Consider the following 24731-nt stretch of genomic DNA (forward strand, 5'->3'; position numbering starts at 1 on the left):
GTGCGGGCGCCCCCGAGGACGGAGGTCCGACGCCTCCGTGGGCCCCGTGCGGCCGCCCTGCAGGTGCATCGCCCCGGGGGCTTCCCCCACCCCGGTCCGTGCAGGTCGTCCGGTCGTTCCGGTTCCCGCGGCGTCCTACGCTGGCCCCCATGACCCTCGCCGGCCTCCTCGCCTTCCTCGGCCTCGCCGTCGTGACGATGGACGTGCTCGGCGGGGTGCTCGCGATGGGGATCTTGCTGCGGGGCGGCACGATGCGTCACCTGCTGGCCTTCGCCGCGGGGTATGTCGCGGTCGTGGTCGCGGCGACGCTCGTGCCGCACCCGCCGCTGACCCTGCTGGGGCGCTGGTCGCATCCCGTTCTGGAGTCGAACGGCGCGATCGGCGCCGTCGAGGCGGTCGTGGGCCTCGCGCTGATCGGGTTCGGCGTGCACCAGTTCCGCGCCGCGTCGCCGCCCGGACCGCACGGGCCGCTCGAGGAGAGGGCCGCGCCGAAGCGCCTGGCCACCGTCCCGCTGGTCCTCGGCGGGGTGGCCTTCGCCGGGACCGCGCTGGCCGATCCGGCCTTCACGATCGCCGTGGGGATGGCGTCCCAGGAGCAAAGACCTCACGCCGCGGATCGCGCCGCTGGTGGTGTGGAACCTCGTCTACCAGCCGCCGCTGGCGACGGTGATCGTCGCCGCCGCGGTCGGCCGCCACGAGCAGATCGTGGCGCGGGTGCTCGAGGTGTTCGCGCCGCGGCGCCGCATGCCGCAGACGGTGCTGGCGGTGGTGCTCGCCCTGGCCGGCCTCGTCGTGCTGGCCGACGGCGCGATCGCGCCGCTGGGCGGGCACGTGCCGTGTCGCGCGCCAGCTGATCATGCTGCGGTGAGCAGGGCCGGGCGCTCGGCGGCGGAGACGCCGCGGACGACGCCCCGCGCCGCCCGGTCTCACCCCCGCGCGAACAGCCCCAGCGCGTCCCAGGCGACCCAGCCGCCCTCGGCGAGCTCGAGCTCGATCACGTTCTGCCCCTCCTGCGGCGCGGCGGCCGGGACGGGCGGCTCGAGCAGGGCGCGGCGCGCGCCGTGCCGGGCACGGTCGCGTCGCCCTCGCGGGAGCCGCGGGTCGCGCCGACCGGCGCTCGAGATCGGTGACGTGCTCGCCGTTCGCCGCGATGCGCGCGCAGTCCGCCGAGGCGGGTGGTGTCCACGAGCCAGAGAGCCAGGTCGTGGTCCTCGCTCGGCGCGGACTCGAGCGTCACGGTCCAGCGGGCGCGGTAGGCCTTGCTCCCCGCCCAGCCGTCGCCCGGGCCGGGCAGCAGGTAGGGCCAGGCCTCGCCGGGTGCGTCGGTCCCGTCCGTGTACTCGATCAGCGCGTCGGGGAACCGCTCGGGGATCTGCGCGTAGGAGGCCGGGGCGAGGAGGTGCTCGAGGGTGCGGCCGTCGAAGTCCCCGATGGTCGCGACCGGGGTCCCGGTCGCGGTGACCGAGGGCTCGGAAGCGGCGGTGACCGGGGCGGAGGGCTCACCCCGCTCCCCGGCGTCGGTGACGGCGAAGACCACGTAGGTCCAGGTCTCGCCGGCGACGGCCAGGCCCGTGTGCCGGAAGCGGGGGTAGACGGTCTTGGCCAGCGGCGCGGACTCGTCGGCCGTGTCGGGGGCCGTCCCGCCGGGCAGGCCGTAGATGCGGTAGTGGTCGATCAGCGGGTCGAAGCCGAGCGAGTCCCAGGAAAGGGTGATCGCGGCGAGGGCGGGCTCGGCGGCGAGGCCGGTGACGGCGGCGGGGCGCGGGCTCATGGCGGTGCTCCTTCGTCCGGCTCAGGCCGGGATCAGGCGGGGATCGCCCGCGGGGGTGGTGAAGCGGGCGGTGAGTCGCTTCGGGGCGGTGTCGTCGGCCTCGATCCACTCCACGACGTGGAAGCTGGAGAACATCTCCTCGGGGGTGAGGCGCACGTGGACGTAGCCGCGTCGGCCGTCGTAGAGCTTTACGTGGTCGTGCCGGGTCCAGGTCTCGGGGGTGCCGGCGTCCTCGGCGCCGTCGCCGTCGGAGGCGACCGAGGTGCACACCAGCTCCACGCCGAGGCGCTCCTCGCCCGGGCCGTCGGGGTCGGCGGGGATCTCGGCGGCGACGTGCTTGTGGATGTCGCCGGTGAGCATCACCGGGTTCTGCGCCTGGGCCATCTGGGCGAGCAGGCGCCGGCGGGCCGCCGGATAGCCGTCCCACATGTCGGTGCTCTTCTCGTTGATCGGCACCAGCACCACGCCGTTGGCGAGCAGGTTCCAGGTCGCCTCGGAGCTCGCGAGCCGCTCCCCGACCCACTCCTCCTGCGCGGCGCCGAGGATGGTGCGGTCCTCGCGCCGCTGCTCGGCGGCGTCGGCCGGCTCCGCGTCGCGGAACTGGCGGGAGTCCAGCAGGGAGAAGCGGGCGAGGGTGCCCACGTCGAAGCCGGCGGTGATGTCGGTGTCCGGGCCCTCGGGCAGTGCGGCGACGTCCAGCGGCATGTTCTCGTAGAACGCGCGATAGGCGACCGCGATCCGGTGGGCGAAGTCCTCCTCGCCGATGCCGGTGTCGGAGAGGGGGCCGGTGTAGTTGTTCTGCACCTCGTGGTCGTCCCAGACGGCGACCGCCGCGGCGCGGGCGTGCACGGCCTGCAGGTGCGGATCGGACTTGAACAGGGCGTAGCGCAGACGGTACTGCTCGAGGGTCTCGATCTCGACCCGATGCGCCTCGCCCACCGCGGCCCCCTGGCGCCACAGGTTCGTCTCCGTGATGCCGTACTCGTAGATGTAGTCGCCGACGAAGACGACCAGGTCGAGGTCCTCCTCCGCCGCGAGGTGGCGGTGGGCGGTGAAGTGGCCGTGGTACCAGGCCTGGCAGGAGACGAGCCCGAAGGAGAAGGACTCCGGGGTCTCGCCCGCGGCGGGCAGGGTGCGGAAGCGGCCGACGGGGCTGAGCTCGCGACCCACCCGGAAGCGGTAGAAGTGCTCGGTGCCGGGCTCGAGCCCCTCGACGCGCGGGTGCACGGAGTGGGCGAGGCCGGGTTGGGCCAGTGCCCGGCCATGCGCGACGATGCCGCGGAAGTCCTCGTCGGTCGCGACCTCCCAGCGCACCGTCACCTCCTTCAGCGGCATCCCGCCGTGGCCGTCCTCGGCCAGCGGCTCCGGGGCCAGACGGGTCCACAGCACGGCCCCGTCGGGTCGCGGGGCGCCGGAGGCGACGCCGAGGGAGAACATCCCCTCGGTCCCCGGCGGCGGGGCGGCCTCGACGGAGGGGGCGTCGATGCCGAGCGCGAGCATGGCGGCGGAGGCGCCGCTGAGCTGGAGCAGGCGGCGACGGCTGACGGGGGCGGCGGTGGGCGCGCTGGGCATGGGGACTCCCGGTCGGGGGCAGTGGTGCCCCTTCACCGTCTCCGTCGCACATGGACGCGGGATGAATCGCGGCGAACATCGGTCGGACGATCCCGCAACGCCTCACCCGATTCCCGACACAGCGTGCTCAGGGCCCCGGTGTACTCAGCCGATCCCGTAGTGGGCGTAGAAGAGGCCGACAGTCAGGATCTGGCGACGTCGTCAGGCGGCGGTCAGCTCGACGCGCGCGCGTCCTACGCGCCGGTGGTGCACGATCCGGTGCGGGTCACCCCGAGAGAACTGTCCGCACAGAGGAATCGTCCGGCGTGCGCTGACCACTCGGCCGAACCCGCTCAGGCCGCTCGCGCACCATCTGGCTCCCCCTGCAGCGCCGCCCCGGGCGGCCTGCCTCGCGCGAATGTACCGTTGATGTGAAGACCGTCGGTCGCCCCGGGCCACGGCCGATCACCCGCACGGCGAGAACGGAGCCGAGATGACCGATGACGTAGTCGCGATGGATCGACAGGAGCTCCAGGATCTTCTCCTGCACAGCGACGACATCTCCGCGTTCCTCGAGGACTTCACCGCGATGCTCGCTCGGGAGATCTCAGATGGCGACGCCCCGGCGTGGTGCGCGGTGACTCTGCTGCGGAAGAGGAAGGCGAGCACCGCCGCGGCCTCCGGGCTCGAGGCGCAAGCCCTCGACGAGCCGCAGAACAGCTTCACCGACGGGCCCTGCATGACGGCGATCCGGGAGGACACCGTGATCAGAGTGGGCGACGTGCGCGAGGACACGCGGTGGCCGGACTATCTCCCCGCGGGCGCGGAACAGGGCGTGCGCTCCATCCTCGGCGTCCCTTTCGAGGTGGACGACGATGCCTGGGCCGGCCTGAACGTCTACTCCCCCGCGCCCCACCATTTCGAGGCGGACGTGATCGCGAGCATCCAGCAGGAGGTCGACCGGGCCTCGGGCGCCCTGCGTCTCGCCATCCGCCTCGCCTCTCATCGCGAGGCCGAGCACGACCTGCACGCGGCGATGAGCTCCCACACGGTGATCAGTCTCGCGGCGGGGATCATCATGGGCCAGAACCGTCGCACCCACGCCGAGGCGACGCGCATCCTCAAGGACGCCTCCAACCACCGCAACGTCAAGCTCCGCGATCTCGCCGTCGAGCTCGTCTCGTCCCTGGACCCGGACTACCTCGAGAACCACTTCCGCGCGTAGGACGGCTCCTGCGGGTGCCCGAGGGGCGCGGACGGCATGCGGTTCCGGACCGGGCACCACGTGGTGGTCGACCGCACGCTCGATATCCATACGATCGGTCCGGCCCCTTCTGGTCGGGGCCCGAGCGTGCCAGGGTGGTATGCACTAACCGAGATTCCGAACATCGCCTCCTCGAGGAGGTGGGCGTGATGGCGAACCACTTGTACGCCGCCGGCCTCGTCTCCATCGGCCTCTCCCTCCGCCGCATGGGGGATGTCGGCGATGAAGGCCGAGGACTCCCGCGCACAGGCCGACCGGTGGGGCCTGTTCGTCGGCGAGTGGGCACCGATCTCCTTCGCCATCGGCGGCGCGCTCGGGCTCGAGGAGCAGGGAGGCCTGCCGCACCGCGACACGGGCTGACCGCAGGCGCTCATCGTCCCGTGCCGGAAGGCAGGCCTACCCTTCCGAACGTCCGCGGACCTCTGGACCGGGGAGAGTGGAGGCCTTCATGACACTTCACAAGCACCAGAACTCAGAGATCTTCCCGCGCAGATGCGAGGTCCGTCGATGCACGGCACCACCGCAGACGTGGTACTCCGCCGGGAGCTTCGAGTACGAGATATGCGGCAGGCATGAACTCGAGCCGCGTGCCGGCGAACCCTACTCGGTCGACGAGGGAGAGATCCTGGTGGGTCAGGACGCCACCGGGGAGCTCCTCGCAGTCGAGGTGGATCGGACGGCGGCGGCGTTCTTCTGTCGCGCCTCGGCCGGTTCGGTGCGGTGAACCAGGTGGTGCGGCTCGACATGCCGTCGGGGCTGGGCTCCGCCCTCGATGCTCTCGGCGCCGACGAGAGCGCCCTCTCCGACCGCTATCGGGACGACCGCTGAGTCACGTGGTCGAGGGCAGTGCGGCCCAGGAGCACACCGTCGTCACTCTGCCGAGAGTCGCTCCTCGAGGAAGAAGATGTCCACCTGCATGGCGAGGTCCTTCAGCGGCGCATCGTCATGGGAGCGGTGCTGCAGCGGTCGCACGGTCTTCTCACGAACGGCGAGGTTGAGCACCTGGGCGAACAGGGCGCGGCCCGCGAAAGCCGCATCCGTTCCGGCACGCAGGAGTCCCTGCTCGGCGAAGCTCGTGAAGCAGTCCTCCAGGATGTGCTCGTGCACCTTCCGCGACCTGGCCATCCGGTAGCGACCGGGGTGGTCCTCGCTGACGGATTCCGCGTCCAGCGTGGCGAGCAGACGAATGGGAAGAGCAGCGGGGTGCCAGAGCTCGACCAGCCCCTGCAGCGCGCACGCCGGCTCGCGCGCGGCTCCGGAGCGCGGTCCAGGGCGCTCTGGGCGTGCTCCTCGAGTCGGTCGATCACGCCGTCGAGCAGCGCGGTCTTGCAGTCGAAGTGGTGCAAAGATCCCGGAGTGGGAGATACCGATGTGCTTCGAGATCTCGCGCAGGCTGGAGCCGTGGTAGCCGTGGTCCGCGAACATCTCCGCTGCACCGTCGATGATCTCCTCACGGCGCCCTCGAGCACCGGTGCGGATCTCGGGGGTTCCTCCCCTGCCGGTCTCGCCGACGTCGTGGCGCCCGGCCCTTTCGCGATGGGCGGCGGGGCCTCCGCACTGTCGACCGTGCATCCTTGTGCAGACATCGTTCTCCTCATCTGTGGTCCCGCGGGGCCGAGGCGGCGACCGACGACCTGGCTGGCGCAGGCGCCGACCGCGAGCGGTGTCATGACGCCGTGACTGAAGATTACTGCATATCCGCCCGGATGTAGCCCGTTCTCCGCGATCACCTGCACGGACGCTCGCGACTCCCGGGGCCGATGACCGGTCAGCGCGCCCACTCGCCGTCCACGCCGGTCCTTCCTGCGCACGTCCGACCCGGCCACGATCCGATCGGTCCGTGTCCTTCTCAGCGACCGAGTGCATGCGTAGCGTGCGAGACAGCGCACGACTCCGAGAGACCCGGCGGAGGTCGGGCCGACCGGTTCCCTACCGTCCCCCCTCTGCCTCACCTCGGCGTCGACGCGCTGAGGACCAGCGGGCACCGCTCGGGGGCGATCTTCGCTGGGCCTGTACCGGATCTCGCGCGTCCACAACGCCCCGCCCCTGCCCGACACGACGACCCGACACCGACAGGAGTCAGCACGATGACCGAGAACCAGCACGAGCACATCGACCCGAACCCGGCCCGCCCCTCCCAGGCGGAGGGCGAGGCGCAGGAGGAGGAGAAGCCCTCGAGCGGCGCCGCTGAGGAAGCCGACGCCGCCCAGTCCGGCACCGAGCCCGACGATCCGAGCTCCCGCCGGCCCTCCCAGGCCGAGGGCGAGCCGAACGACTGAGGAGAGGAGGGCCCATGGGCATCGGCATCCCGCAACGACCCCCACCGCTGCGTCCCCCGGGGACCGCGAAGGGCCCCAAGTTCGCCGCGCTCCAGCTCGGCGCCAGAGCCCTCCAGTCCGCCGCCCCGCGCGCGGGTTCGACGCCTACCTCGTCGGCTTCCATCCTGCGAAGGACTCGCCGGACATGCAGATGGAGGCCCATCACTACTGCAAGGTCGTCGACGACGACCTCATCCAGTGCGTCCTCTTCGACGGCAACACCTCCGAGGCGAATCTGATCGGCATCGAGTACATCGTCTCGGAGTCACTGTTCGACACCCTCCCCGAGGAGGAGCGCAGTTACTGGCACCCGCACAACTACGAGATCCTCTCCGGCCAGCTGATCGCTCCGGGCCTGCCGGCGTTCGCGGAGCAGCGGCTGATGGCCGAGCTCGTGAACTCGTACGGGAAGACCTGGCACACCTGGCACACCGGACGGCATGACACGGGAGGCGGGCATCCGCTCCCCCTGGGCGACCCGATGCTGATGTGGTCGTTCAACCGCGACGGAGAGAGCGACCCCGACCTCGCCTCCGATCGTGCCCGGGTCCTGGGCCTGGACCCCGACGCGACCCGGGAGCGGCGGCGGCGAGCCGCTCGACCGAGCGCATCCTCAACGCGGCGTCGACGCCCTCGCGTCCGAGTTCTCCGGCACGACCCCGATCCCCGGGGTGCGGGAGGCCGCGCCCGGGCACGGTCGTGACGAGGCACCGGACGCGTCAACGGCTCCCCGGCCCGATCGGGACGGCTGACGCCGGCGCGATCCCCGCGACGCCGACGCCCCTCACGACCGGAGGTCGCCCGCCGCCTCCGACGACTGCGCACCCCGGTGCCGCAGCGACAGCGCCCCGCCGACCGCGAGGGTGACGAGCACGCCCAGCAGCGGGTACCACTGCCAGGCGACCCACACCTCGCCGATCACGTACTTCTCCATCACGAAGAAGAAGGCGTTGACCGCCACGGCGAGCACGAAGGCGATGTTCGCGTCGGCCGACCGGGCCCGCCCGTTCACGATCCCGAGCACGAAGGCGCCCAGCGACCCGCCGTAGGTGATGCCGGCGACGCCGAGGGCGAGCACCACGATGTCGCCCTCGTCGGAGCGGAAGATCGTGGCCGGGGCGATGAAGGCCAGGCCCCAGCAGATCGTGGCCCAGCGGCCGATCCGCAGGCCCTCCGCGTCGCTGAGCGGGGTGCGACGCGCCTTCGCGACCACGTCGGTGACGGTCGAGGAGCTCAGCGCGGACAGCGAGGAGGACAGGGTGGACATCGCGGCGGCGAGGATCCCCGCCAGCAGCGGCCCGGACAGCCCCGTGGGCATCTCCTCGACGATGAACAGGGGGAAGATCTCGTCGTCGCGGGTCAGGCCCAGCTCCGCCGGGGCGGCGGCGCCGTACCAGCCCCACAGTGCGAGCCCCACCAGCAGGAAGACCCCGAACTGCACGGTGACGATCACGCCGGAGACGATGATCGCCTTCTGCGCCTCGGCCTTCGAGCGGCAGGCGAGCAGGCGCTGGACGACCAGCTGGTCGGAGCCGTGGGAGGCCATCGCGAACACCGCGCCGCCGAGCACGGAGACCAGGAAGGTGTCATCGCCGCTGAGCGGGTCGCCGGACCACACGAGGACCTGGGTCTTGCCGGCCTCGGCCGCCGCGCCCAGCCAGCCGGCGCCGATCGACGAGACCACGATGATGATCGCGATCAGGCCGCCGACCACGTAGAGCAAAGATCTGCACCACGTCCACCCACACCACGGCGGTGATACCGCCGATGAAGGTGTAGAGGATCGTGACCACGGAGAGGATCACCGTGATCGCGAAGTAGGAGAGGTCCACTCCCAGCCCGTCGAGGATCACCTTCAGGGGGATCGCCGCGGCGATCACCCGGATCCCGTCGGCCATCAGACGGGTGATCAGGAAGGTGACCCCCGCGGTGGTCTGGGTGCTCGTCCCGAACCGCTTGCCGAGGTAGGCGTAGGCGGTGACCATCTCGCCGTCGTAGTAGCGCGGCGGCAAAGATGAAGAAGGCGACCACCACCCTGCCCAGGATGTAGCCGAGCCCGAGCCGCAGGTACGAGAGGTTGCCCAGGTAGCTCATCACCGGGATCCCGATGACGGTCAGGGCGCTCGTCTCGGTGGCGACGACGGACAGGCACACCGCCCACCACGGCAGGTCCCTCCCGCCCAGGAAGTAGTCCTTCAGCCCGGTCTGCTTCCCGCTGAGCTTCAGGCCGAGCCAGGCGGTGGCGACCAGATAGGCCGCGATCACCAGCAGGTCGATCGTCTGCATGTCCGCTCTCCTTCGAGGTCCGCTGTCGACGGCGGCCCCGCGGTGTCGGGCGGTCGGCGGACGATCCGTCGGCGCGAACGACGCGGGGCACGGCCGTCTATTGGTTCACACCCGGGCCGACGGGGCAAGCCCGGGACGATGCCGGGTCCGCGGCCCCCGACGGCCGAGCGCCCGGCTCCTGTCCGGCGGGCACCTCGCCTCACGCGGCGGGGCACCCCTGCCCTCCTGAGCTCGCCGTCCTCGACATCACCGCCGACGGACTCGTCCGCACCCGCCCCCGGCGTCACCGAGGACGAGGTCCGTGAGGTCACCCAGCCGTTGTCCATCCTCCGCCTCGCCGGCCGAAGGCCGCCGCGCGCCCGGGCCGGGCCTGCACACGAGCCCGACCGGCGGGCCCGACCGGCGGGCCCGGCCGACGGAGCCGGACGCGGGTCAGCCCTCCTCGCGCTTCTCACCGCCGCCGGTCTCCCCGCCGCCGTCGCTGGACGGCGGGGAGTCGCTTGGCGGCGGGGAGTCGCTGGGCGGCGCGGTCGGGAGCGGTATCAGCACTCCCGGGCCCTGCGACGCCGGCGGCGGCATGGGCCCGGGACCGGACCCCTCGCTGCGGCGGCATCGGCCTGATGATGATCTGCCCGCTGTTGCCACCGGTGCCGCCCCCGGAGCGGTCCTGGACGGGAGTGCCCTCCGTCGAGGTGCCGCCGCCGGGCCCTCCGAGGGCGCCCTCGCCGACCACGATCTCGGGGTCCGTGTCCCCGGGCGGGAGGGTCGGCCGGGGCAGGCCGGGCAGCGGGACCTGGGCGGGACGGTCCGGCGGGGTGGGGCGGGTCTCCGGGTCCTTCTCCGGGTCGTCCGCCGTACCGCCGCCCGTCGGGGAGCCGCCCGTCGGCGTCTCGCCGCTCGAGGAGCCGTCCGTCGGGGCATCACCGGTCGTCGGCTCACCGGTCGTGGGGTCGCTCGTCGGAGTGCCGCCCGTCGCGGAGCCCCCGGTCGGGCCGTCACCGTCGGCAGAGTCCGGGGAATCGGTCGCGCCGGCCGCACCGTCCTCGCGCGCATCACCCGTCGGGGCCTGCGGCACGTCGGGGTCGCCGGTCTCCTGCCCCGCCCCGGACGGTGCGAGACCGGTCGGCGAGTCGGGCGCGCGCGGGGTCCTCGTCGGCGGTCCCGGCCGCTGTCGTCGTCTCGCCCGCCTGGTCCTCGCCGACCGCAGGGACCTGCACCGGGGTGGCGGTGCCGTCGGCCGTGGCGCGCGTTGCCCCCGCCGTTCCCGTGCCACGCCGGGAGGACGGGGAGGCGGTCGTCACGGCATCGTCCTGCGCCTGGCCGGCCGTCGTCCCCTCGCCGTCGGCGGGCTCGTCCTCGTCGGTCCAGGTCGCCGCGGCGCCCAGCACCGGGCCGCTCACGCTCGAGGAGTCCAGCGGCACCATGCCGCCGACGACCGCGGCGGCGATCGCCCCGGCGGTCGCGAGCACCCCCGCGTGGGCGGAGACCGCGGACCGGAGAGCGCCGAGACCGCCTCCCCGGCCCCGACCGGCTCGAGGGCGCGCGGCGCGGTGCGCGGTGCTGGAACCCCGTCGGCCGCGGGGCCGACGGCGGCCACGTCCGAGGTGAGGTGCTCGAGCAGCAACGGCGAGCCGAGCACCACCGGCAGCAGCACCGAGCGCATCTGCACGGCGAGGCCGCGCGGCTCCTCACGCGCGGCGGCGCGGCGCGGGCAGGCCGCGAGATGCCGCTCGACGCCCGCGGCCCGGGCGGGCGTGAGGCGGCCGCGCTCGAGGTCGTCGAGATCCCGGGCGGTGTCGCGGCAGAGCGGGGACGCGTCGGCGGTGTCGAGATGGGCCTCGAGCCAGGCGGCGCGCGCCCCTCGCGCGCCCGGCGCGAGAGCTGGGAGATCGCGTTCGGGCTGCGACCCAGCTGCGAAGCGAGGGCGCGGGGCGTCTCCCCCTCGACCTCGGTCAGCCACAGGATCCGGCCGCCACGTCTCGGGCAGGCGAGCGAAGGCAGTGCGGACCAGCTGGCGATTCAGCGGCTCGTCCACGCCGTCGGAGGAGACGAGGCGGCCCGGCGCGGCGCGCTCGAGGTCCTCGACCGCGTCCTCGTGGGCGCGGCGACCGCGGTCCACCACCTCGTGGCGCACCACCCGCATGAGATAGGGCGCGAAGCCGCGGCGCGGGCCCGCTCCTCGCAGGATCGACTTGAGGATCTTCAAGAACGCCTCCTGCGCGACGTCGTCGGGGTCGTGATGACCGGGGAGGCTCCGCGCCAGCCGCGGCGCCTCGTGATGATGGCGGTGGTACAGCTCCGCATAGGCGCCCGTATCACCTGCGCGCACGGCATCGAGCAGGGCGTCCTCGGAGAGCGCCTCGGAGGCGCCGCCGCGGCGGCGAGGACCAGGCTCCGGCTCCGACTCCGACTCCGACTCCGTCATCATTCGGCCCTTCCCTTCTCGGAGCCGCGACGTGCGGCTCCACCGGTGACGTCGCCGACGGCCCTCAGGAGGACCACGGTCAACTTGTCCAAGTATGTCCTATTTGTGAAGAAGGTCACCAGTGGGTCACGAATCCGGCGCCGCGCGTCACGAACCGGGTGCCGGCGCGTGGAATGATCGGGCGCCCACCGTGGGCGCCCGGCCCTGAACCTGCGGAGAGTCATGAGCAATATCGAGCTGACGGATGTCGACGGGGACGCCCTGACGATCTACATCCGCGACGAGTCCACGTGGATCACGTGCACCAGCGGCGCCGAGGAGGTGACCGTCGGCCCCTTCCCCACCCATGTGGTGCGGTCCGTCGTGGACCGCGGCTTCGAGGTCGAGGGCGGGACCCTCTCCGCCCTGGTCCGCCGCACCTCGCAGGCGGGCATGCGCCTGACCGACCAGATGCGCGAGAGGGCCTGGGAGGCCTTCGCCCAGGAGAACGGCCTGTCCGGCGAGGCGGACCCCGCGACCCGCGAGGCGCTGGACCGGGCCCTCGAGGCCGCGCTCGCACCGCCGGTCCGCACCCCGGCGGCGGAAGCGCTGGTCGGAGACCTGCGCCGCGCCGCCGTCACGATCACGGACGTCGAGGGCCTCGCCGATCACCTGATGGCGAACGGCTACCGCAAGGACGCCGCCTCCTGACGGGCGTTTCCGCACCGGAGCGTCGACCCGGCCTCTGGATGGGGATCCGCCGGGGTCGACGGGAAGGGCCGGCCGGGCCGCCACAGGGGCCCGGCCGGCCCGCTCCTCGCGCCGCGTATCCTGCGGGGATGCCGCGCCCCGTGACCTCGTCCGCTCCCTGCCCAAGGTCGTCCTGCACGACCACCTCGACGGCGGGTCGCGCCCCGCGACCGTGATCGACCTGTGCCGCGAGCTGGGGATCGACCCGCCGGGTCCGGACGCGCAGCAGGTCACCGGTGAGCGGGTCACCGAGCAGCAGGTCGCCGACTGGTTCCACGACGCCGCGGACTCCGGATCGCTGCCCGAGTACCTCTCGACCTTCGAGCGCACCGTCGCGCTCATGCAGTCCGCGGCGCACCTGCGCCGGATCGCGCGCGAGTTCGTGGAGGACATGGCGGCCGACGGGGTCGTGTACGCGGAGACCCGCTGGGCGCCGCACCAGCACACGGATGGCGGACTGTCCCTCGACGAGGCGGTCCAGGCCGTGCAGGACGGGCTCGACGAGGGCGTCGCGGCGGTCGAGGCCCGCGGCGGCCGGATCGTGGTCGGCCAGCTGCTGTGCTACCTGCGCCATCTCGAGCCGGGCGACGACCTGGTGGAGATCGCGCTCGCGCGGCGCACCGACGGCCCGCGCCCCGGGGCGCCCGTCGGCTCAGCGGGAGTGGTGGGGCTGGACCTCGCCGGCCCCGAGGCCGGCTTCCCCGCCTCCCGCTTCGGTGCGCAGTTCGCCCGCGCCCGGGCCGAGGGGCGCGCGTCACCCTCCACGCCGGGGAGGGCGACGGCCCCGCCTCGATCGCCGACGCGCTGGAGACCGGCGCCGAGCGGCTCGGCCACGGAGTGCGCCTGGTCGAGGACCTCGATGCCGACGGCGGCGACGCCCTCGGTCCGGTCGCCGAGCGCGTGCACCGGGAGCAGATCTGCCTGGAGGTGTGCCCCAGCTCGAACCTGCAGACCGGGATCGCCCGGACGATCGCGGAGCATCCCGTCGGCCGCCTCCACGCGACCGGCTTCGCGCTCGCGCTCAGCAGCGACAACCGGCTGATGAGCCGCACCGGCACCACCCGCGAGACGGCGCTGGTCGCGGAGGCGCTGGACTGGGGCGTCGACGAGCTCGAGCAGGTCGCGCTCACCGCGCTCGACAGCGGCTTCGCCCCGGCGGCTCAGCGGGAGGCGGCGCGCGAGGAGGTCCTGCGTCCGGCCTACGCGGCGGCGCGGCGAGCGGGCTGACCGGGACGCATCAGCCCGCGACCACCTCGCGCAGGATCTCCAGATAGGTGCGTGCGAGCTCGTCGCCATCGGCGTGCTCGCTCACCCAGTCCCGCCCGCTCGCCCGCACCGCGGTGCGGGAGCGGTCCGCGGCCAGCCCGCGCCACAGCTCCACCAACGCCGCCACGTCCTCGGGCGGCAGGACGTCCCCGGCCCCGGAATCGCGGACGATGTCCGCGGCCTCCCCCTCCAGAAGCGCGGTGACATGGCGGCCGGTCGCGAGGATCTCGTACAGCTTCGAGGGGACGGTCCAGGCGAACGGCGCCCACGACCGCAGCGACACCACGACCGAGTCCGCCCAGGCGTACTGCGCGCCGACCTCTCGGTGCGGGGTCCGAGGCGACACCTCGACCGGGGCCTCCAGCTCTCGGGCGAGTGCTGCGAGCGCGGGAGCGGCCACCCCGTGCCCTACCAGACGCACTCTCAGCGAAACGCCCTCGCGCGCGAGCACCGCCGCCGCCCGGACCACGGTCTCGAGCCCCTGGGAGCGGCCCATGTTCCCCAGGTACAGGCGGCCGCGCTCGGCGTGGTCGCCGGGCGGATGGTCCCGCTGGGCCCGGACGCGCGAGAGCTCGGTGCCGTTGCGGACCACGTGGACAGTCGAGACCCCGCGCTCGCGCGGCAGACGTCCGCGAAGCGGGAGGTGGTGGTGACCACGGCATACGCCTCGGTCTGCCAGTCGGTGACCTGACGGTGCACGACCCGCTTGGCGAGCGCCACGACGCCGCTGCGCAGACGACCGAGGGAGAGGACGCGGGCCGCTCCCTCGCGCCGCCCGGGCCGCTCTCCGGCGTCGCCGGCGGCGCGGACAGCGGCCACGACCGCCCCGGGCACGACCCGCTCAGCACCGCCGACCTGCGTGACCAGGTCCGGCCAGGCGTCGCGCATCTCCACCACCAGCGGCACACCCCACCGTGCGGACAGCAGTCTCCCGACGAGGAGGGTGGGGATCGCGGGGGCGGTCGCGACGATGACCTCCGGCCGGTCCTCCCGGCGGCCGAAGCGTCGACGCAGACGCCACAGGGCATCGAGGGCGGAGACCAGGTGGTCCGCGGTGCGGGTCCCGATGTCGCCTCGATGCGGCAGGTAGGCGGTGCGCGGCACGGTCTCGCCGTGCGCGCCGTGCTCCGCTCCGCCGACCCGGTGGTCACGCCGCTGCTCGACCGTCGGGCGACCGGAGGGATAGTGCGGGACGGGGGCGACGACCGTGACGCGATGACCCGCCGCGATGAAGCGGCTGACCAGCGCGGACCAGCGGCGCTGGGGAGCCCCGTACTCGGGGGCGTAGTAATGGGTCAGGACCAGGATCCTCATCCCGCTCCTGCACCTCGGAGCTCTCCGCGCACAGCCACGACCATGGAGTCTACTCATCATTCGGGCGACCTCTGCGTCGGCTCCCCGTCGGGCGCCCGGCTCAGCCCGCTCGTCCCGCCGAGACCGACTCAGCCCGCGACCGGCTCGACTCGCCGACCGGGAGCTCCGGGGCGGGTGACCAGGGCGCTCGCCGCCGGTGGGGCCGTGCCCGCGGCGCGGTAGCGGTCCATCCAGTCCGCGGCGAAGGCGTCGGCCTCGGGCGTGGGGACGAGCGCCCAGACGCTCCCGCCGAACCCGGCGCCGAAGGAGGAGGCGGCCCGGGCGCCGAGCGCGGTCGCGTGCCGGACCAGCGCGATCGTCTCGGGGATCTGGTTCCCGAGGTGCGTCTCGGCGAGGCGCTGGGAGACGTCGACCGCGGCCGCGAAGGCGTCGAGGTCGCCGCCGCGCAGGGCGCGATGGGCGCGGGGCACGAGCACCGCGGACTCGAGCAGGAACTGGTCCAGCCGGTCCCGCTCGGCACCCTCGGCCGCGAGGCGACGCAGCGGCTCCCAGCGGGTCTCGTCCTCGGCGAGCGGCGCCTCGAGATCCTCGCGGACGAGGAAGCGGAGCGCCCCCTGCAGCGAGTCGTCGGCCCGGCCGGTCTCCCGGTTCCAGCGCTCGAGGATCTGCCCGAGCAGGGCGGGGCCGCGGTTGTAGGAGGCCTGCGCGGCGCCCGTCTTCTCCGCGAGCACGCCGGAGACGGCGACGACGAAGGACCAGCCCTCCGGCAGGGCGACCTGGTCGAGGATCTGCATCGGGTCGAACTCGGCGTAGGAGATCATGCCGTCGTGGCCTGCGAGCATGCCGGTGTGGTCCAGCGAGCCGCCGCTGGTGCCGACGCCGGGCCGTCCGGCGAGGGCCCCGAAGGTCTTCCCGTTCTCGATCGAGGCGGCGTAGCCGGCCAGCGCCACCCGGTCGGGGATCTGGGAGGTCCAGGCCTCGGTGGCGGGCAGGTCCGCGAGGTCGGCGAGCGCCAGCGCGGTGCCGGTCAGCGGCGCGGAGGAGCTGGACATGCCGGAGGCGGGAGGGAGGTCCGAGGTGATCGTGAGCCGCGCGGCGGGCAGCGGGCCGAAGTTCGCCCCCAGCCGCTCGATGACGGTGTGGACGTAGCGGCCCCAGTGCCCGGGAGGAAGGTCCGGGGCGGTGCCGGCGGCGAGGCGGAGCGTGCCCGGGTAGGCGTCGGTGCTCGCCTGGAGGGTTCCCGTCGGCCCGTCGACCCGCTCGGCATGCACGGTGACGCCGCGGTCCACGGCGCAGACGAGCACGCGGCCGCCGCCGTAGTCGGTGTGCTTGCCGAGCACCTCGATGCGGCCGGGCATGGTCCAGCGCGCCGCGCGCTCACAGGGCGACCTCGACGCCGGCCAGGCAACGCTCGACCTCGTCGATGTCGTCGCGGCGCGAGAGGTCCAGGACCCCGCCCGCGAAGGGCGCGACGCGCACGTCCGGCAGAGCGCGGACGGCATCGACGATCTCGAGCTCCCCGCGCGCCGAGGGCTCGATCGAGGCGCAGGCCTCGAAGATCTCCGGCTGGAAGGCGAAGGCGTTCATGCTGACCAGCGCGTCGGGGCCGGCGGCGGCCAGTCGCTCGGCCGTCGGCTTCTCGAGGATCCGCCGCGCCGCGCCGTCCTCGTGCTCGACGATCGCGAAGGCCGCCACCCGGTCGGCGGCGATGTTGGAGTGCTCCACGAGCGCGGTCCGCTCGAAGCCGAGCAGGGTGGTGCGCTCCTGCTCCAGCAGAGCCGCGATCCCGTCGCGGGGGTAGAGGTTGTCGCCGTTGACCATCACGAAGGGCCGCTCGCCGACGGCGTCGCGGGCGGAGGCGACGGCGTCGGCGGTGCCGCGGGGCTCCGCCTGGGCGGCGAAGCCGATCTCGAGCCGGCGCGGCGCGAGCCGCCGGGCGTGGCGGGCGAACTCCTCGTGCTCCGGGGCGACCACCAGCACGGCGCGACGGATGCCGGCGTCGGCCAGGGCCGAGAGGGAGTAGTCGATCAGGCGGTGGGAGCCGATGGGCATCAGGGCCTTGTGGCCGGAGGCGGCGGCCGCGGCCTGCTCCGGGGTGAGTGCGCCGGCGCCCTCCCTGCGCATTCGGGAGCCGAGCCCCCGGGCCAGGACCACTGCGGTGTCGATCATCGTCATGCCCCCAGACGGTAGTGCTCGGCGACGGTGCGGGAGGCCGAGCCGCTCGATGATCGCGTCGAGAGACCAGTTGAACCAGGACTGCTGGGTGATGAGCTCCGAGTCGCACCCTCCTCGAAGCGCCGAACGTTCACGCTGCGAACAAACTAGGCCCAGGCGGCCGACGCGTCAACCGCGGGACCCGGGCGGGCCGTCCGTCGCCCGGGTCGCGCATCGGCCGAGCCGCACGTCGGCCGGGCCGCTCGCCAGCTGGGCCACCCGCCGGCAGGAGCGCCCGGCCGCCCAGTTTTGTACCGCCACGACTCATGTGGGAGCCCGGATGAGTCGTCAGGGCAGCAAAACCTGTCGCCGGACCCCGCGCGACGGGGGTTCAGCGGGAGGCGCCGGCGGGCAGGATCGGGGCGAGGAGCGGGTCCGCGAGCACGCGCTCGAGGGCCATGTCGGCGCCGCCGATCGCCGCCGCGTCGAGGCCGAGCGCGGAGGCGCTCACCTCCACCCGTCCGTCCGGGGTGAGCGGCCGCGCGTCCAGCGCCTCCTGCACCGGTCGCACGAGCACGTCGGCGAAGGCGCCGAAGAAGCCGCCCAGCACGATGGCCTGCGGGTTCAGCACGTCGACGAGCACCCCGGCCCCGCGCGCGAGATCGCCCGGCAGGGCCCGGAAGCGCGCACGAGGCGCTCGTCCCCGGCGTCGAGCAGGTCGCGGAGCCGGCGGAGCCGCTCCTGCAGGGGCAGGTGGCCCGACCGCGCGGGATCGTCGGGGTCCAGCACGGCCAGCACGGTGTCGAAGCCGACGAGGGTCTCCCAGCGCCGCGCCGCCCGCACCGGCACGGCGCCCCGGCGGGGTCCAGGCCGATGTGGCCCACCTCGCCGGAGAACCCGGACCAGCCGCGGATCAGCCGTCCGTCGGCGATGATGCCAGCGCCCACGCCGATGTCGCCGATGAGATAGACGAGGTCGGTGATCCCCTGTCGGGCCAGGCGCGGTGCCTCGGCGAGCGCGGAGAGCTTGGCGTCGTTCTCGATCGAGAGCGGCGGCATGTCCGGGCCGAGGCGCCTCGCGAGCTCCTCACCGAGGGGGACGCCGGTCCAGCCGAGGTTCGAGGCGAAGCGGACGGTCGCGCCCGCGTAGTCCACGGGACCGGGCGGGGAGATGGTGGCCCCGGCGACCCAGAGGCCCTGCGCGGCGGCGGCCTCGAGCGTCTCGCGCAGCTCGCTGCGCGACGAGGTCCAGGACGGGGGCGACCGGGTGGGAGCGGCCGTCCTGGCCGTCCACCACGGGCGTCGGCACGGAGGAGCGGAAGCGCACCTGGCCGCCGAGGTCCTGGAGGGTCACCGCGAGATGGTCGACGTTGAGCTCGAGGCCGATGCCGGCGACGTGGCCGGGGTCGATGCGCACCTCGGTGCCGGGTCGGCCCACGGTGCCGCGTCGCTCGACCTGCCCTTCCTGGACCAGTCCGCGCTCGGCGAGGTCACCGATCAGCGAGGTGACCGAGGCCTTGGACAGTCCGGTCTCCTGGGCGAGGGTGGCGCGGGAGCGGCCGCCGTGGGAGTGGAGGTGGCGCAGCAGCAGGCTCAGGTTCGCCGAGCGCATCGCGGCGTGTCCCACCGGGGCGGCGCGACCGGCCGAGGCGGCGAGGCCGGGCAAGGCGGCGGGGCCGGGCGTCCCGTCCGCCGCCCCAGGCGCGGGTCGGCTCGGTGACGTCATGGCGGCCATGGTAGACGGGCCGACCTCCGCGATCAGCGCGGTTCGGCCAGCTCCAGCAGGCGGGCGTGGGCGAGCTCGCGCTCCTGCTCGGTCGCGTAGGGTGTGCCCATGTTCATCGCGAGCCCCTCGCTGGCCAGGCGCACCACGAGGGCCTGCGCCGGGTCGAAGCCGTCGGCCGAGAGCGCCTCGCGCCAGCGTGCCGCATCCTCGTCGACCAGCTCCTCCATCCCCGGGCGGTCACCGAGGACGGTCAGCAGGGAGGACGGGGAGAAGATCTCGGCCGCCCGCGAGTCCGGTGCGGTCAGGGCGCGCACGTAGGCGCGCAGCGGCTTGCCGGGACGGTTCTCGGAGAGGTCGACGAGGGCGTGCACATCGGCCCAGAACTGCTCGTTGGAGCGGTGCACGAGGGCCTTCTCGAGCTCGAGTCGGTGCGGGAAGTGGTGGGTCAGCGCCCCCTTGGACACCCCGGCCCGCCGAGCGATGTCCGCGAGGCTCACCCCGCGCCGTGCTCCACGATCATGCTCGCGGCGGCGTCGAGGATCGCGGCGCGGGTGCGCTCCTTGTCGCGCTGGGGCGCGGGTCGCGCGGCGGGCTCGTCGGCGGTGACGGGCTCGTCGGCGGTGCCGGGGTCGTCGTTCTCCACGATCAGCTCCTGGGTGTCGTCTCGGAGGGGATGAGGCGCCAGGCGAGGAAGGCCGCGAGGGCCAGCGACCCGGCGGCGACATAGGCGGTGGCCTGGGTGGCGTGCGTGAAGGCGTCCTGCGCGAGGTCGAGCAGGGGCGCCCCCTCCCCATGATGCTCGATGTGTGGGCGAGGGAGTCCTCCATCGCCTCGGCCTGCGCGGCGGGTGTGCCGGAGGGGATCGTGAGGTCCGCACGGTAGATCGCGGTGTGCAGCGAGCCGAGCACCCCGATGCCGAGCGCGACGCCCAGCTCGTAGGCGGTCTCCGAGATCGAGGAGGCGGCGCCGGCGCGCTCGGGCGGCACCGCGGAGACCACGGCGTCGGTGGACAGCGTCATCGACAGGCCCGTGCCGAGCCCGATCACGGCCAGGGCGATCCCGATCCCGAGATAGCCCGGCAGTCCCTCGGCGACGCCGAGTCCGGCCAGCCCCAGCGCCCCGACGGCGAGCCCGAGGGCGATCGCGCGGCCCCGTCCGAGCCGGGCGAGCGCCACGCCGACGACGACCACCACGACGAGGGAGGCCAGCGTCGCGGGCATCTCCGCGAGCCCGGCCACGAAGGGCGAGAAGCCGCGGACCAGCTGGAGGTATTGGGAGAAGAAGTAGAGCATCCCGAGGAAGGCGAAGATCGACAGGCCGTTCGCGGCGATCGCACCGCTGAAGGCGGGGATGCGGAAGAGCTCGACGTCGATCAGCGGGGTGGCCAGGCGTCGCTGGCGACGCACGAAGACGACGGCCGCGGCGGCGCCGACCAGGGCGGCCAGCAGGGCGGGCGCTCCGGCGCCGCCGCCGAGCACCTGCTTGATCGCGAAGACGACGGGCACCACGGCCAGCACCGACAGCAGTGCGGAGAGCAGGTCGATCCACCCCGCGACAGGGTCGCGCGACTCGGGCAGCGAGCCAGGCGCCGAGCCCGACGACCGCCACGATCACCGGGACGTTGATGAGGAACACCGAGCCCCACCAGAACATCTCGAGCAGCGCCCCGCCGACCAGCGGGCCGACGGCGCCGCCGGCCATGGCGCCCGCGGACCACAGCGCGATCGCGCGGGTGCGCTGGGCGGGGTCGTGGAACAGGTTGCGGATGATCGACAGGGTCGAGGGCATGATCGTGGCGCCCGCGAGTCCCAGCGGCGCACGGGCGGCGATCAGCATCCCGGCGCTCGGGGCGAAGGCCGCCAGCAGCGACGCCGCACCGAAGGCGACGGCACCGATCAGGAGCAGGCGCTTGCGGCCGATGCGGTCGGCGAGGTTGCCCATGGTGACCAGCAGTCCGGCCAGGACGAAGGAGTAGATGTCCCCGATCCACAGGATCTGCGTGGCCGTGGGGGCGAGGTCCGCGGTCAGCGAGGGGATCGCGAGGAAGAGCACCGTGCCGTCGACGGCGAGGAGCGTCACCGCGAGCACGAGCACGATGAGCGCCGCCCACTCGCGGCGACCGGCCAGGGGCACGGTCGCGGGCGAGGGGACGGCGGAGGTCCGTGAGGTCGTCATGCCCCGGAGACTAACGAACCGATCGGTTCGTTGCCAGAGCCGTTCGGCTCGTGTGAGTCATCTGGCGCGGGATGTGACGCACGGAGCAGAACCCGCACGCTCCCGCCGGGTGCATCGGGCCGCAGCGGTGGCATGATTTCGCTCCGTGCACGAGGACACCTCGAGCTCGCCCCGCTCCGACGAGCCCCTCACCCCAGACCCCGAGCGAACCCCTCCGGCCGACGAGCCCGCCTCGCAGGCCCCTCCCCCATCGGCCGCGCCGCGCTCCCCCGCCGGGCCCCGCGACCACCCGCACAGCCATCACCATCTCGACCACCGCGGTATGCCCCGCTCCCGGACCCCGCTCGCCGCGGCCTCGCTCGGCGCGCTCGGCGTGGTCTTCGGCGACATCGGCACGAGCCCGCTGTACGCGCGCAGACCGTGTTCAGCCTCCACCACCACGCCGTCGCCCCCACCGAGGCCGACGTGCTCGGGGTGATCTCGATGGTCGTGTGGTGCCTGCTGATCATCGTGACCTTCGCCTACATCGGCCTGATCATGCGGGCCGACAACCAGGGCGAGGGCGGCATCCTCGCCCTGACCGCGCTGGTGCCGCGCAAGCGCACGGGCCCGGCGGGGTCGGTCCGCGCGAGGCGTCCGTCGCGCTGGTGCTCGGCGTGATCGGGGCGGCGCTGTTCTTCGGCGACTCGGTGATCACCCCGGCGATCTCCGTGCTCTCCGCCTTCGAGGGCATCGAGGTGGCCGCCGCGGTGCCCGACGCCGTGATCGTGCCCGGCGCGCTGATCGTGCTCACCGCGCTCTTCGCCGTGCGGCACCGCGGCACCGGCGGCATCGGGCGGTTCTTCGGCCCGGTGATGGCGCTGTGGTTCCTGACCCTCGCCGCGATCGGGTCGCCGCACCTGCTGGCCGGCCCCTCGATCCTGCGCGCCCTGTCCCCGCACCACGCGATCGCGTTCATGGCGGACCGTCCCTTCGTCGCGTTCATCGCGCTCGGCGCGGTGGTCCTCGCGATCACCGGTGCGGAGGCGCTGTACGCCGACATGGGCCACTTCGGGCGCCGCCCGATCGCGGTCGCCTGGCTCGCGCTGGTGCTCCCGGCGCTGGTGATCAACTACCTGGGCCAGGGCGCGCTGATCCTCGCCGACCCCGCCGCGATCGCGAACCCCTTCTTCACCCTCGTGCCCGAGGCGCCGCGGATCCCGCTGGTGGCGCTCTCGGCCGTTGCGACGGTGATCGCCTCCCAGGCCGTGATCTCCGGGGCGTTCTCGGTGGCGCGCCAGGCGACGCGGCTGTCGCTGCCGCCGCGGCTCAAGGTCACCCAGACCTCCCTCGAGCACGGCGGCCAGGTCTACCTCCCCGCCATCAACCTCTTGCTCTTCGCAGGGGTGGTCATCCTGGTGCTCGTCTTCCGCCGCTCCGAGGCGCTCGCGGCGGCCTACGGCCTGGCCGTCACCGCGACGATCCTGCTGGTGCTCGCGCTGTACCTGCTGTACGCGCGACGGATCCTGCGCCGACCGCTGTGGCAGGTGGCGGCGCTCGCGGCGGTCGTCGGCGGGCTCGAGCCGCTGTCGCTCGCCGCGAACATCGTCAAGATCCCCGCCGGAGGCTGGATCTCACTGGTCATCGCCGCGGCGCTCACGACGATCATGCTGGTGTGGCATCGCGGGGCGCGGATCCTCTTCGGCCGCCGACGGGAGCTCGAGGGGCCGCTCGAGCAGTTCGTCGCCGGTCCCGACTGCGCGGTGCGACGGGTGCCGGGCCTGGTCGTCTACCCGCACGGCGATCCGACCACCGTGCCGCTCGCGCGCGCACCGGGGTGGAGATGAACCGGGTGCTCCACGAGCACGTCGTCATCGTGACGATGAAGCACATCGGGGTGCCGCACGCCCACCGCGACGACCGGGTCCACGCCCGCGAGATCGGGCCGGGGATCGTGCAGGTGACCTACCTGGTCGGCTTCCACGACTCGCAGGACGTCCCCGCCGCGCGCGCACCGCGGTCGCGGCGCTCGGGCACCCGCACGAGGCGGACTGCCCCGACGACTGCCGGCGGCATCTGCCCGCGCTCGCGGTCGACGCGGACGAGGCGATGTACGTGCTGTCGGTGTTCCGCATCGAGGCCGGGCAGGAGCCCGTCATGCCGCGCTGGCAGAAGCGGCTCGTGCGCCTTCTCGAGAAGGGCTCCGCGAACCGCACCCAGGTGTCGCATCTGCCGCCGTCGCGCACCGTGGTGATGGGCGCCGAGACGGTGCTCTAGCGGGGCTCGTCCTCGGGGGCGGAGCTCTCGACGTGGTGCCCGCGGTCCGGGTCCGCGCCGTCGTCCGGGGCCGCCGCGTCTGCGGTGCCGGACGGGTGCACAGACCCGTCGGCCGTCCCCGGGCCTGCGGCGTCCTCGGGCCCCAACCCGAGCGCCTCGGCGGCCTCCCGCGGCTCCTCGGGGCCGACGTGCGCGGTCGCGGGCGGGCGCCTCCCGGCCCGCGCCGTCACCGCGTCCACGCGCAGGCGCACCACCGCGTCCTTGTCCGGCGCGGGGCTCGCCCCGGGCGGGGTCAGCCCCCGATCGCCGCGGCCGGGATCATCACGGTGCGCGAGCTCAGCTGGCGGGGCATCACGGTGAGCGCGGCGAGCTCACCGCTCGCATCGTACTGGTAGACGTCGCGCACGCGGCCGACGAACCGGTCGTCGCTGCCGCGCACGGTGAGCCCGGCGAGGGCCTGCAGGCCCGGCGCCCGGTGGTGGGTGAGGGGCTGGTCCCGCGCATCCCCGGTCTCCGGCCCGCCGGTGAGGCCGGAGGTGCGATCCTCCGGGGTGCGCTCGGCGCTCATCGGGTCTCCTCGCAGGGGGTCACGCCCACGGAGTCTACCGACGGGGTCCGGGCGCTCAGTCGGTCACGCAGCAGAGCCGCACGAACTCCTGCACGTCCGCGATCGGGTCCGCGTCGGAGGTCTTCTGCGGCTCGCGGACCGTGTGCTCGCGCACCGTCAGGCTCAGCAGCAGCGAGAACAGGGAGCGGGCGAGGAACTTCGACGAGGTGCCGGCGACCAGATGCCCCCGCTCGTCGAGGCCGTCGAACACGCGCTCCAGGACGTGCTCGTGGACCAGTCGGAGCCGGGCGACGCGGAAGCGGCCGGGATGGCCCGGGTCCACGATCTCCGCCGACAGCGTCGCCAGCGGCGCCATCGAGTGCTTGCGCGGATCCCACGGACCGCCGAGCGACGCGATCAGCGTCTCCGGCGAGGAGGCGATCGAGTCGGCCGAGTCCAGCAGACCCTGCGCATGCGCCTCGAGCCGGTCGATCACCGCGCCGAGCAAGACCTCCTTCGACGAGAAGTGGTGCAAGCATGCCGGGATGCGAGATCCCGACGCGACGCGAGATGTCGCGCAGGCTCGCACCGTCGTAGCCGCGCTCGGCGAACAGGGCCGAGGCGGCGTCCAGGATCATCTCCCGCCGCGAGGGCTCGGCGGCGGTCGAGCCCTCGACCGCGCCAGCCCCGTCGACCGTGCTGGAGCCGATGGCCGTACCGGAGCCGATGGTCGTGACGGCCCCGTCGGCCGCCCGTGCGGCCCCGTCGCTCGAGGCGCCGCGCGCGCCCTCGAGGCCCGCGCCGAGCCCGCCCTGGGACTCGGTGACGGTGTCGAGGTTGCGCGGCACCCGGCCCAGCGGCTCCTCGAGCGCCCCGCCGCCCGCGCGGCACGGCGCCTCCTCGCCGGCTCGATCGGAGAAGACCGCCGACGGCGGCACCGGTCCCGTCCC

General features: G+C 73.9%; 27 protein-coding genes and 6 pseudogenes. 11 read left to right on the forward strand and 22 right to left on the reverse strand.

Going from position 1 to position 24731, the window contains the following annotated elements; genetic code table 11:
• Positions 1-149 precede the first annotated feature (149 nt).
• Positions 150-854: a hypothetical protein gene (locus tag WKH84_RS11130; RefSeq protein ID WP_341856663.1), complete on the forward strand. Its 705-nt coding sequence runs from the start codon at positions 150-152 to the stop codon at positions 852-854.
• Between the two features lie 140 nt (positions 855-994).
• Here WKH84_RS11130 and WKH84_RS11135 read toward each other — a convergent pair whose 3' ends face one another.
• Positions 995-1771: a hypothetical protein gene (locus WKH84_RS11135; protein ID WP_341856664.1), complete on the reverse strand. Its 777-nt coding sequence runs from the start codon at positions 1769-1771 to the stop codon at positions 995-997.
• 21 nt (positions 1772-1792) lie between these two features.
• Complete coding sequence (locus WKH84_RS11140) at positions 1793-3343, reverse strand: alkaline phosphatase D family protein (RefSeq protein WP_341856665.1); 1551 nt, start codon at positions 3341-3343, stop codon at positions 1793-1795.
• Between the two features lie 472 nt (positions 3344-3815).
• Here WKH84_RS11140 and WKH84_RS11145 point away from each other — a divergent pair, with 472 nt between their 5' ends.
• The 3 genes from WKH84_RS11145 (at position 3816) to WKH84_RS11155 (ending at position 5310) form a co-directional block, all read left to right on the forward strand.
• A complete protein-coding gene (locus WKH84_RS11145) occupies positions 3816-4547 on the forward strand; it encodes a GAF and ANTAR domain-containing protein (protein WP_341856666.1) in 732 nt (243 codons plus the stop codon).
• 252 nt (positions 4548-4799) lie between these two features.
• Positions 4800-4946, forward strand: a complete 147-nt coding sequence (locus WKH84_RS11150) for a hypothetical protein (RefSeq protein ID WP_341856667.1) — start codon at positions 4800-4802, stop codon at positions 4944-4946.
• Between the two features lie 76 nt (positions 4947-5022).
• The gene (locus WKH84_RS11155) at positions 5023-5310 is read left to right on the forward strand and encodes a hypothetical protein (protein ID WP_341856668.1); all 288 of its coding nucleotides are present in this window, start codon (positions 5023-5025) and stop codon (positions 5308-5310) included.
• A gap of 146 nt (positions 5311-5456) precedes the next feature.
• On the opposite strand, the gene WKH84_RS11160 is transcribed toward WKH84_RS11155, so the two are convergent.
• Positions 5457-6158 carry a helix-turn-helix domain-containing protein gene (locus WKH84_RS11160; protein ID WP_341856669.1) on the reverse strand — a complete coding sequence of 234 codons (702 nt, stop codon included), beginning with the start codon at positions 6156-6158 and terminating at the stop codon, positions 5457-5459.
• Between the two features lie 515 nt (positions 6159-6673).
• Between WKH84_RS11160 and WKH84_RS11165 the strand changes: the two genes are divergently transcribed.
• Both WKH84_RS11165 and WKH84_RS11170 read left to right on the forward strand, forming a co-directional pair.
• Complete coding sequence (locus WKH84_RS11165) at positions 6674-6865, forward strand: hypothetical protein (RefSeq protein WP_341856670.1); 192 nt, start codon at positions 6674-6676, stop codon at positions 6863-6865.
• Positions 6816-7607 (forward strand): OBAP family protein, encoded by a 792-nt coding sequence (locus WKH84_RS11170; protein WP_341856866.1) that lies wholly within the window; start codon positions 6816-6818, stop codon positions 7605-7607. Before WKH84_RS11165 ends, WKH84_RS11170 begins: the two co-directional genes overlap by 50 nt.
• 81 nt (positions 7608-7688) lie before the next feature.
• Here the strand turns inward: WKH84_RS11170 and WKH84_RS11175 are convergent, their stop codons facing one another.
• The 6 genes and pseudogenes from WKH84_RS11175 to WKH84_RS11200 form a co-directional block, all read right to left on the reverse strand.
• Positions 7689-8618 (reverse strand): hypothetical protein, encoded by a 930-nt coding sequence (locus WKH84_RS11175; RefSeq protein WP_341856867.1) that lies wholly within the window; start codon positions 8616-8618, stop codon positions 7689-7691.
• Between the two features lie 70 nt (positions 8619-8688).
• Positions 8689-8889, reverse strand: a pseudogene (locus tag WKH84_RS11180) (sodium:solute symporter); the annotation flags it as partial.
• Positions 8890-8959: 70 nt separating this feature from the next.
• A pseudogene (locus tag WKH84_RS11185) lies at positions 8960-9190 on the reverse strand (sodium:solute symporter); the annotation flags it as partial.
• Positions 9191-9641: 451 nt separating this feature from the next.
• Positions 9642-10265: a hypothetical protein gene (locus WKH84_RS11190; protein WP_341856671.1), complete on the reverse strand. Its 624-nt coding sequence runs from the start codon at positions 10263-10265 to the stop codon at positions 9642-9644.
• A complete protein-coding gene (locus WKH84_RS11195; RefSeq protein WP_341856672.1) occupies positions 10243-10659 on the reverse strand; it encodes a hypothetical protein in 417 nt (138 codons plus the stop codon). The genes WKH84_RS11190 and WKH84_RS11195 overlap by 23 nt, the downstream gene beginning before the upstream one ends.
• Complete coding sequence (locus WKH84_RS11200; RefSeq protein ID WP_341856673.1) at positions 10587-11618, reverse strand: sigma-70 family RNA polymerase sigma factor; 1032 nt, start codon at positions 11616-11618, stop codon at positions 10587-10589. Before WKH84_RS11200 ends, WKH84_RS11195 begins: the two co-directional genes overlap by 73 nt.
• 219 nt (positions 11619-11837) lie before the next feature.
• Between WKH84_RS11200 and WKH84_RS11205 the strand changes: the two genes are divergently transcribed.
• Both WKH84_RS11205 and WKH84_RS11210 read left to right on the forward strand, forming a co-directional pair.
• Positions 11838-12305 (forward strand): hypothetical protein, encoded by a 468-nt coding sequence (locus WKH84_RS11205; RefSeq protein ID WP_341856674.1) that lies wholly within the window; start codon positions 11838-11840, stop codon positions 12303-12305.
• 211 nt (positions 12306-12516) lie between these two features.
• A pseudogene (locus WKH84_RS11210) lies at positions 12517-13571 on the forward strand (adenosine deaminase family protein).
• 10 nt (positions 13572-13581) lie between these two features.
• On the opposite strand, the gene WKH84_RS11215 reads toward WKH84_RS11210, so the two are convergent.
• The 10 genes and pseudogenes from WKH84_RS11215 to WKH84_RS11260 all read right to left on the reverse strand — a co-directional run.
• A complete protein-coding gene (locus WKH84_RS11215) occupies positions 13582-14106 on the reverse strand; it encodes a glycosyltransferase (protein WP_341856675.1) in 525 nt (174 codons plus the stop codon).
• Complete coding sequence (locus WKH84_RS11220; protein WP_341856676.1) at positions 14034-14924, reverse strand: hypothetical protein; 891 nt, start codon at positions 14922-14924, stop codon at positions 14034-14036. Before WKH84_RS11220 ends, WKH84_RS11215 begins: the two co-directional genes overlap by 73 nt.
• A 128-nt stretch (positions 14925-15052) precedes the next feature.
• Positions 15053-16282, reverse strand: coding sequence for a galactokinase family protein (locus tag WKH84_RS11225; protein ID WP_341856677.1), 1230 nt, complete (start codon positions 16280-16282; stop codon positions 15053-15055).
• A 19-nt stretch (positions 16283-16301) separates the two neighbouring features.
• Positions 16302-17099 (reverse strand): sugar phosphate nucleotidyltransferase, encoded by a 798-nt coding sequence (locus tag WKH84_RS11230; RefSeq protein ID WP_341856678.1) that lies wholly within the window; start codon positions 17097-17099, stop codon positions 16302-16304.
• Between the two features lie 370 nt (positions 17100-17469).
• Entirely contained in the window at positions 17470-17709 is a 240-nt protein-coding gene (locus WKH84_RS11235; RefSeq protein ID WP_341857088.1) for a hypothetical protein, read from the reverse strand.
• Positions 17703-17927, reverse strand: a complete 225-nt coding sequence (locus tag WKH84_RS11240) for a hypothetical protein (protein WP_341857089.1) — start codon at positions 17925-17927, stop codon at positions 17703-17705. The genes WKH84_RS11235 and WKH84_RS11240 overlap by 7 nt, the downstream gene beginning before the upstream one ends.
• A gap of 38 nt (positions 17928-17965) precedes the next feature.
• Positions 17966-18232 (reverse strand): annotated as a pseudogene (locus WKH84_RS11245) (ROK family protein); the annotation flags it as partial.
• Positions 18165-18803, reverse strand: coding sequence for a MarR family transcriptional regulator (locus WKH84_RS11250; protein WP_341856679.1), 639 nt, complete (start codon positions 18801-18803; stop codon positions 18165-18167). The gene WKH84_RS11250 and the pseudogene WKH84_RS11245, both read right to left, overlap by 68 nt.
• Positions 18804-18835: 32 nt before the next feature.
• The gene (locus tag WKH84_RS11255; RefSeq protein WP_341856680.1) at positions 18836-20320 is read right to left on the reverse strand and encodes an MFS transporter; all 1485 of its coding nucleotides are present in this window, start codon (positions 20318-20320) and stop codon (positions 18836-18838) included.
• A 112-nt stretch (positions 20321-20432) separates the two neighbouring features.
• A pseudogene (locus tag WKH84_RS11260) lies at positions 20433-20978 on the reverse strand (MFS transporter); the annotation flags it as partial.
• Between the two features lie 322 nt (positions 20979-21300).
• On the opposite strand from WKH84_RS11260, the pseudogene WKH84_RS11265 reads away from it, so the two are divergent.
• The 3 genes and pseudogenes from WKH84_RS11265 (at position 21301) to WKH84_RS11275 (ending at position 23234) form a co-directional block, all read left to right on the forward strand.
• Positions 21301-21638, forward strand: a pseudogene (locus tag WKH84_RS11265) (KUP/HAK/KT family potassium transporter).
• Entirely contained in the window at positions 21626-22804 is a 1179-nt protein-coding gene (locus WKH84_RS11270; protein WP_341856681.1) for a KUP/HAK/KT family potassium transporter, read from the forward strand. Before WKH84_RS11265 ends, WKH84_RS11270 begins: the two are co-directional and overlap by 13 nt.
• A gap of 262 nt (positions 22805-23066) precedes the next feature.
• Positions 23067-23234, forward strand: a complete 168-nt coding sequence (locus tag WKH84_RS11275) for a hypothetical protein (RefSeq protein WP_341856682.1) — start codon at positions 23067-23069, stop codon at positions 23232-23234.
• Here WKH84_RS11275 and WKH84_RS11280 read toward each other — a convergent pair.
• From WKH84_RS11280 to WKH84_RS11290, 3 genes are read right to left on the reverse strand one after another with little or no spacing between them, the layout of a single operon-like run.
• Positions 23231-23485 carry a hypothetical protein gene (locus WKH84_RS11280; RefSeq protein WP_341856683.1) on the reverse strand — a complete coding sequence of 85 codons (255 nt, stop codon included), beginning with the start codon at positions 23483-23485 and terminating at the stop codon, positions 23231-23233. The genes WKH84_RS11275 and WKH84_RS11280 overlap by 4 nt on opposite strands.
• A gap of 41 nt (positions 23486-23526) precedes the next feature.
• Positions 23527-23802 carry a PRC-barrel domain-containing protein gene (locus WKH84_RS11285; RefSeq protein WP_341856684.1) on the reverse strand — a complete coding sequence of 92 codons (276 nt, stop codon included), beginning with the start codon at positions 23800-23802 and terminating at the stop codon, positions 23527-23529.
• 55 nt (positions 23803-23857) lie between these two features.
• A complete protein-coding gene (locus WKH84_RS11290; protein ID WP_341856685.1) occupies positions 23858-24316 on the reverse strand; it encodes a TetR/AcrR family transcriptional regulator in 459 nt (152 codons plus the stop codon).
• Between the last annotated feature and the right edge of the window lie 415 nt (positions 24317-24731).

It is taken from the genome of Brachybacterium sp. GPGPB12 (genome assembly GCF_038396325.1).
GTDB lineage: Bacteria > Actinomycetota > Actinomycetes > Actinomycetales > Dermabacteraceae > Brachybacterium > Brachybacterium conglomeratum.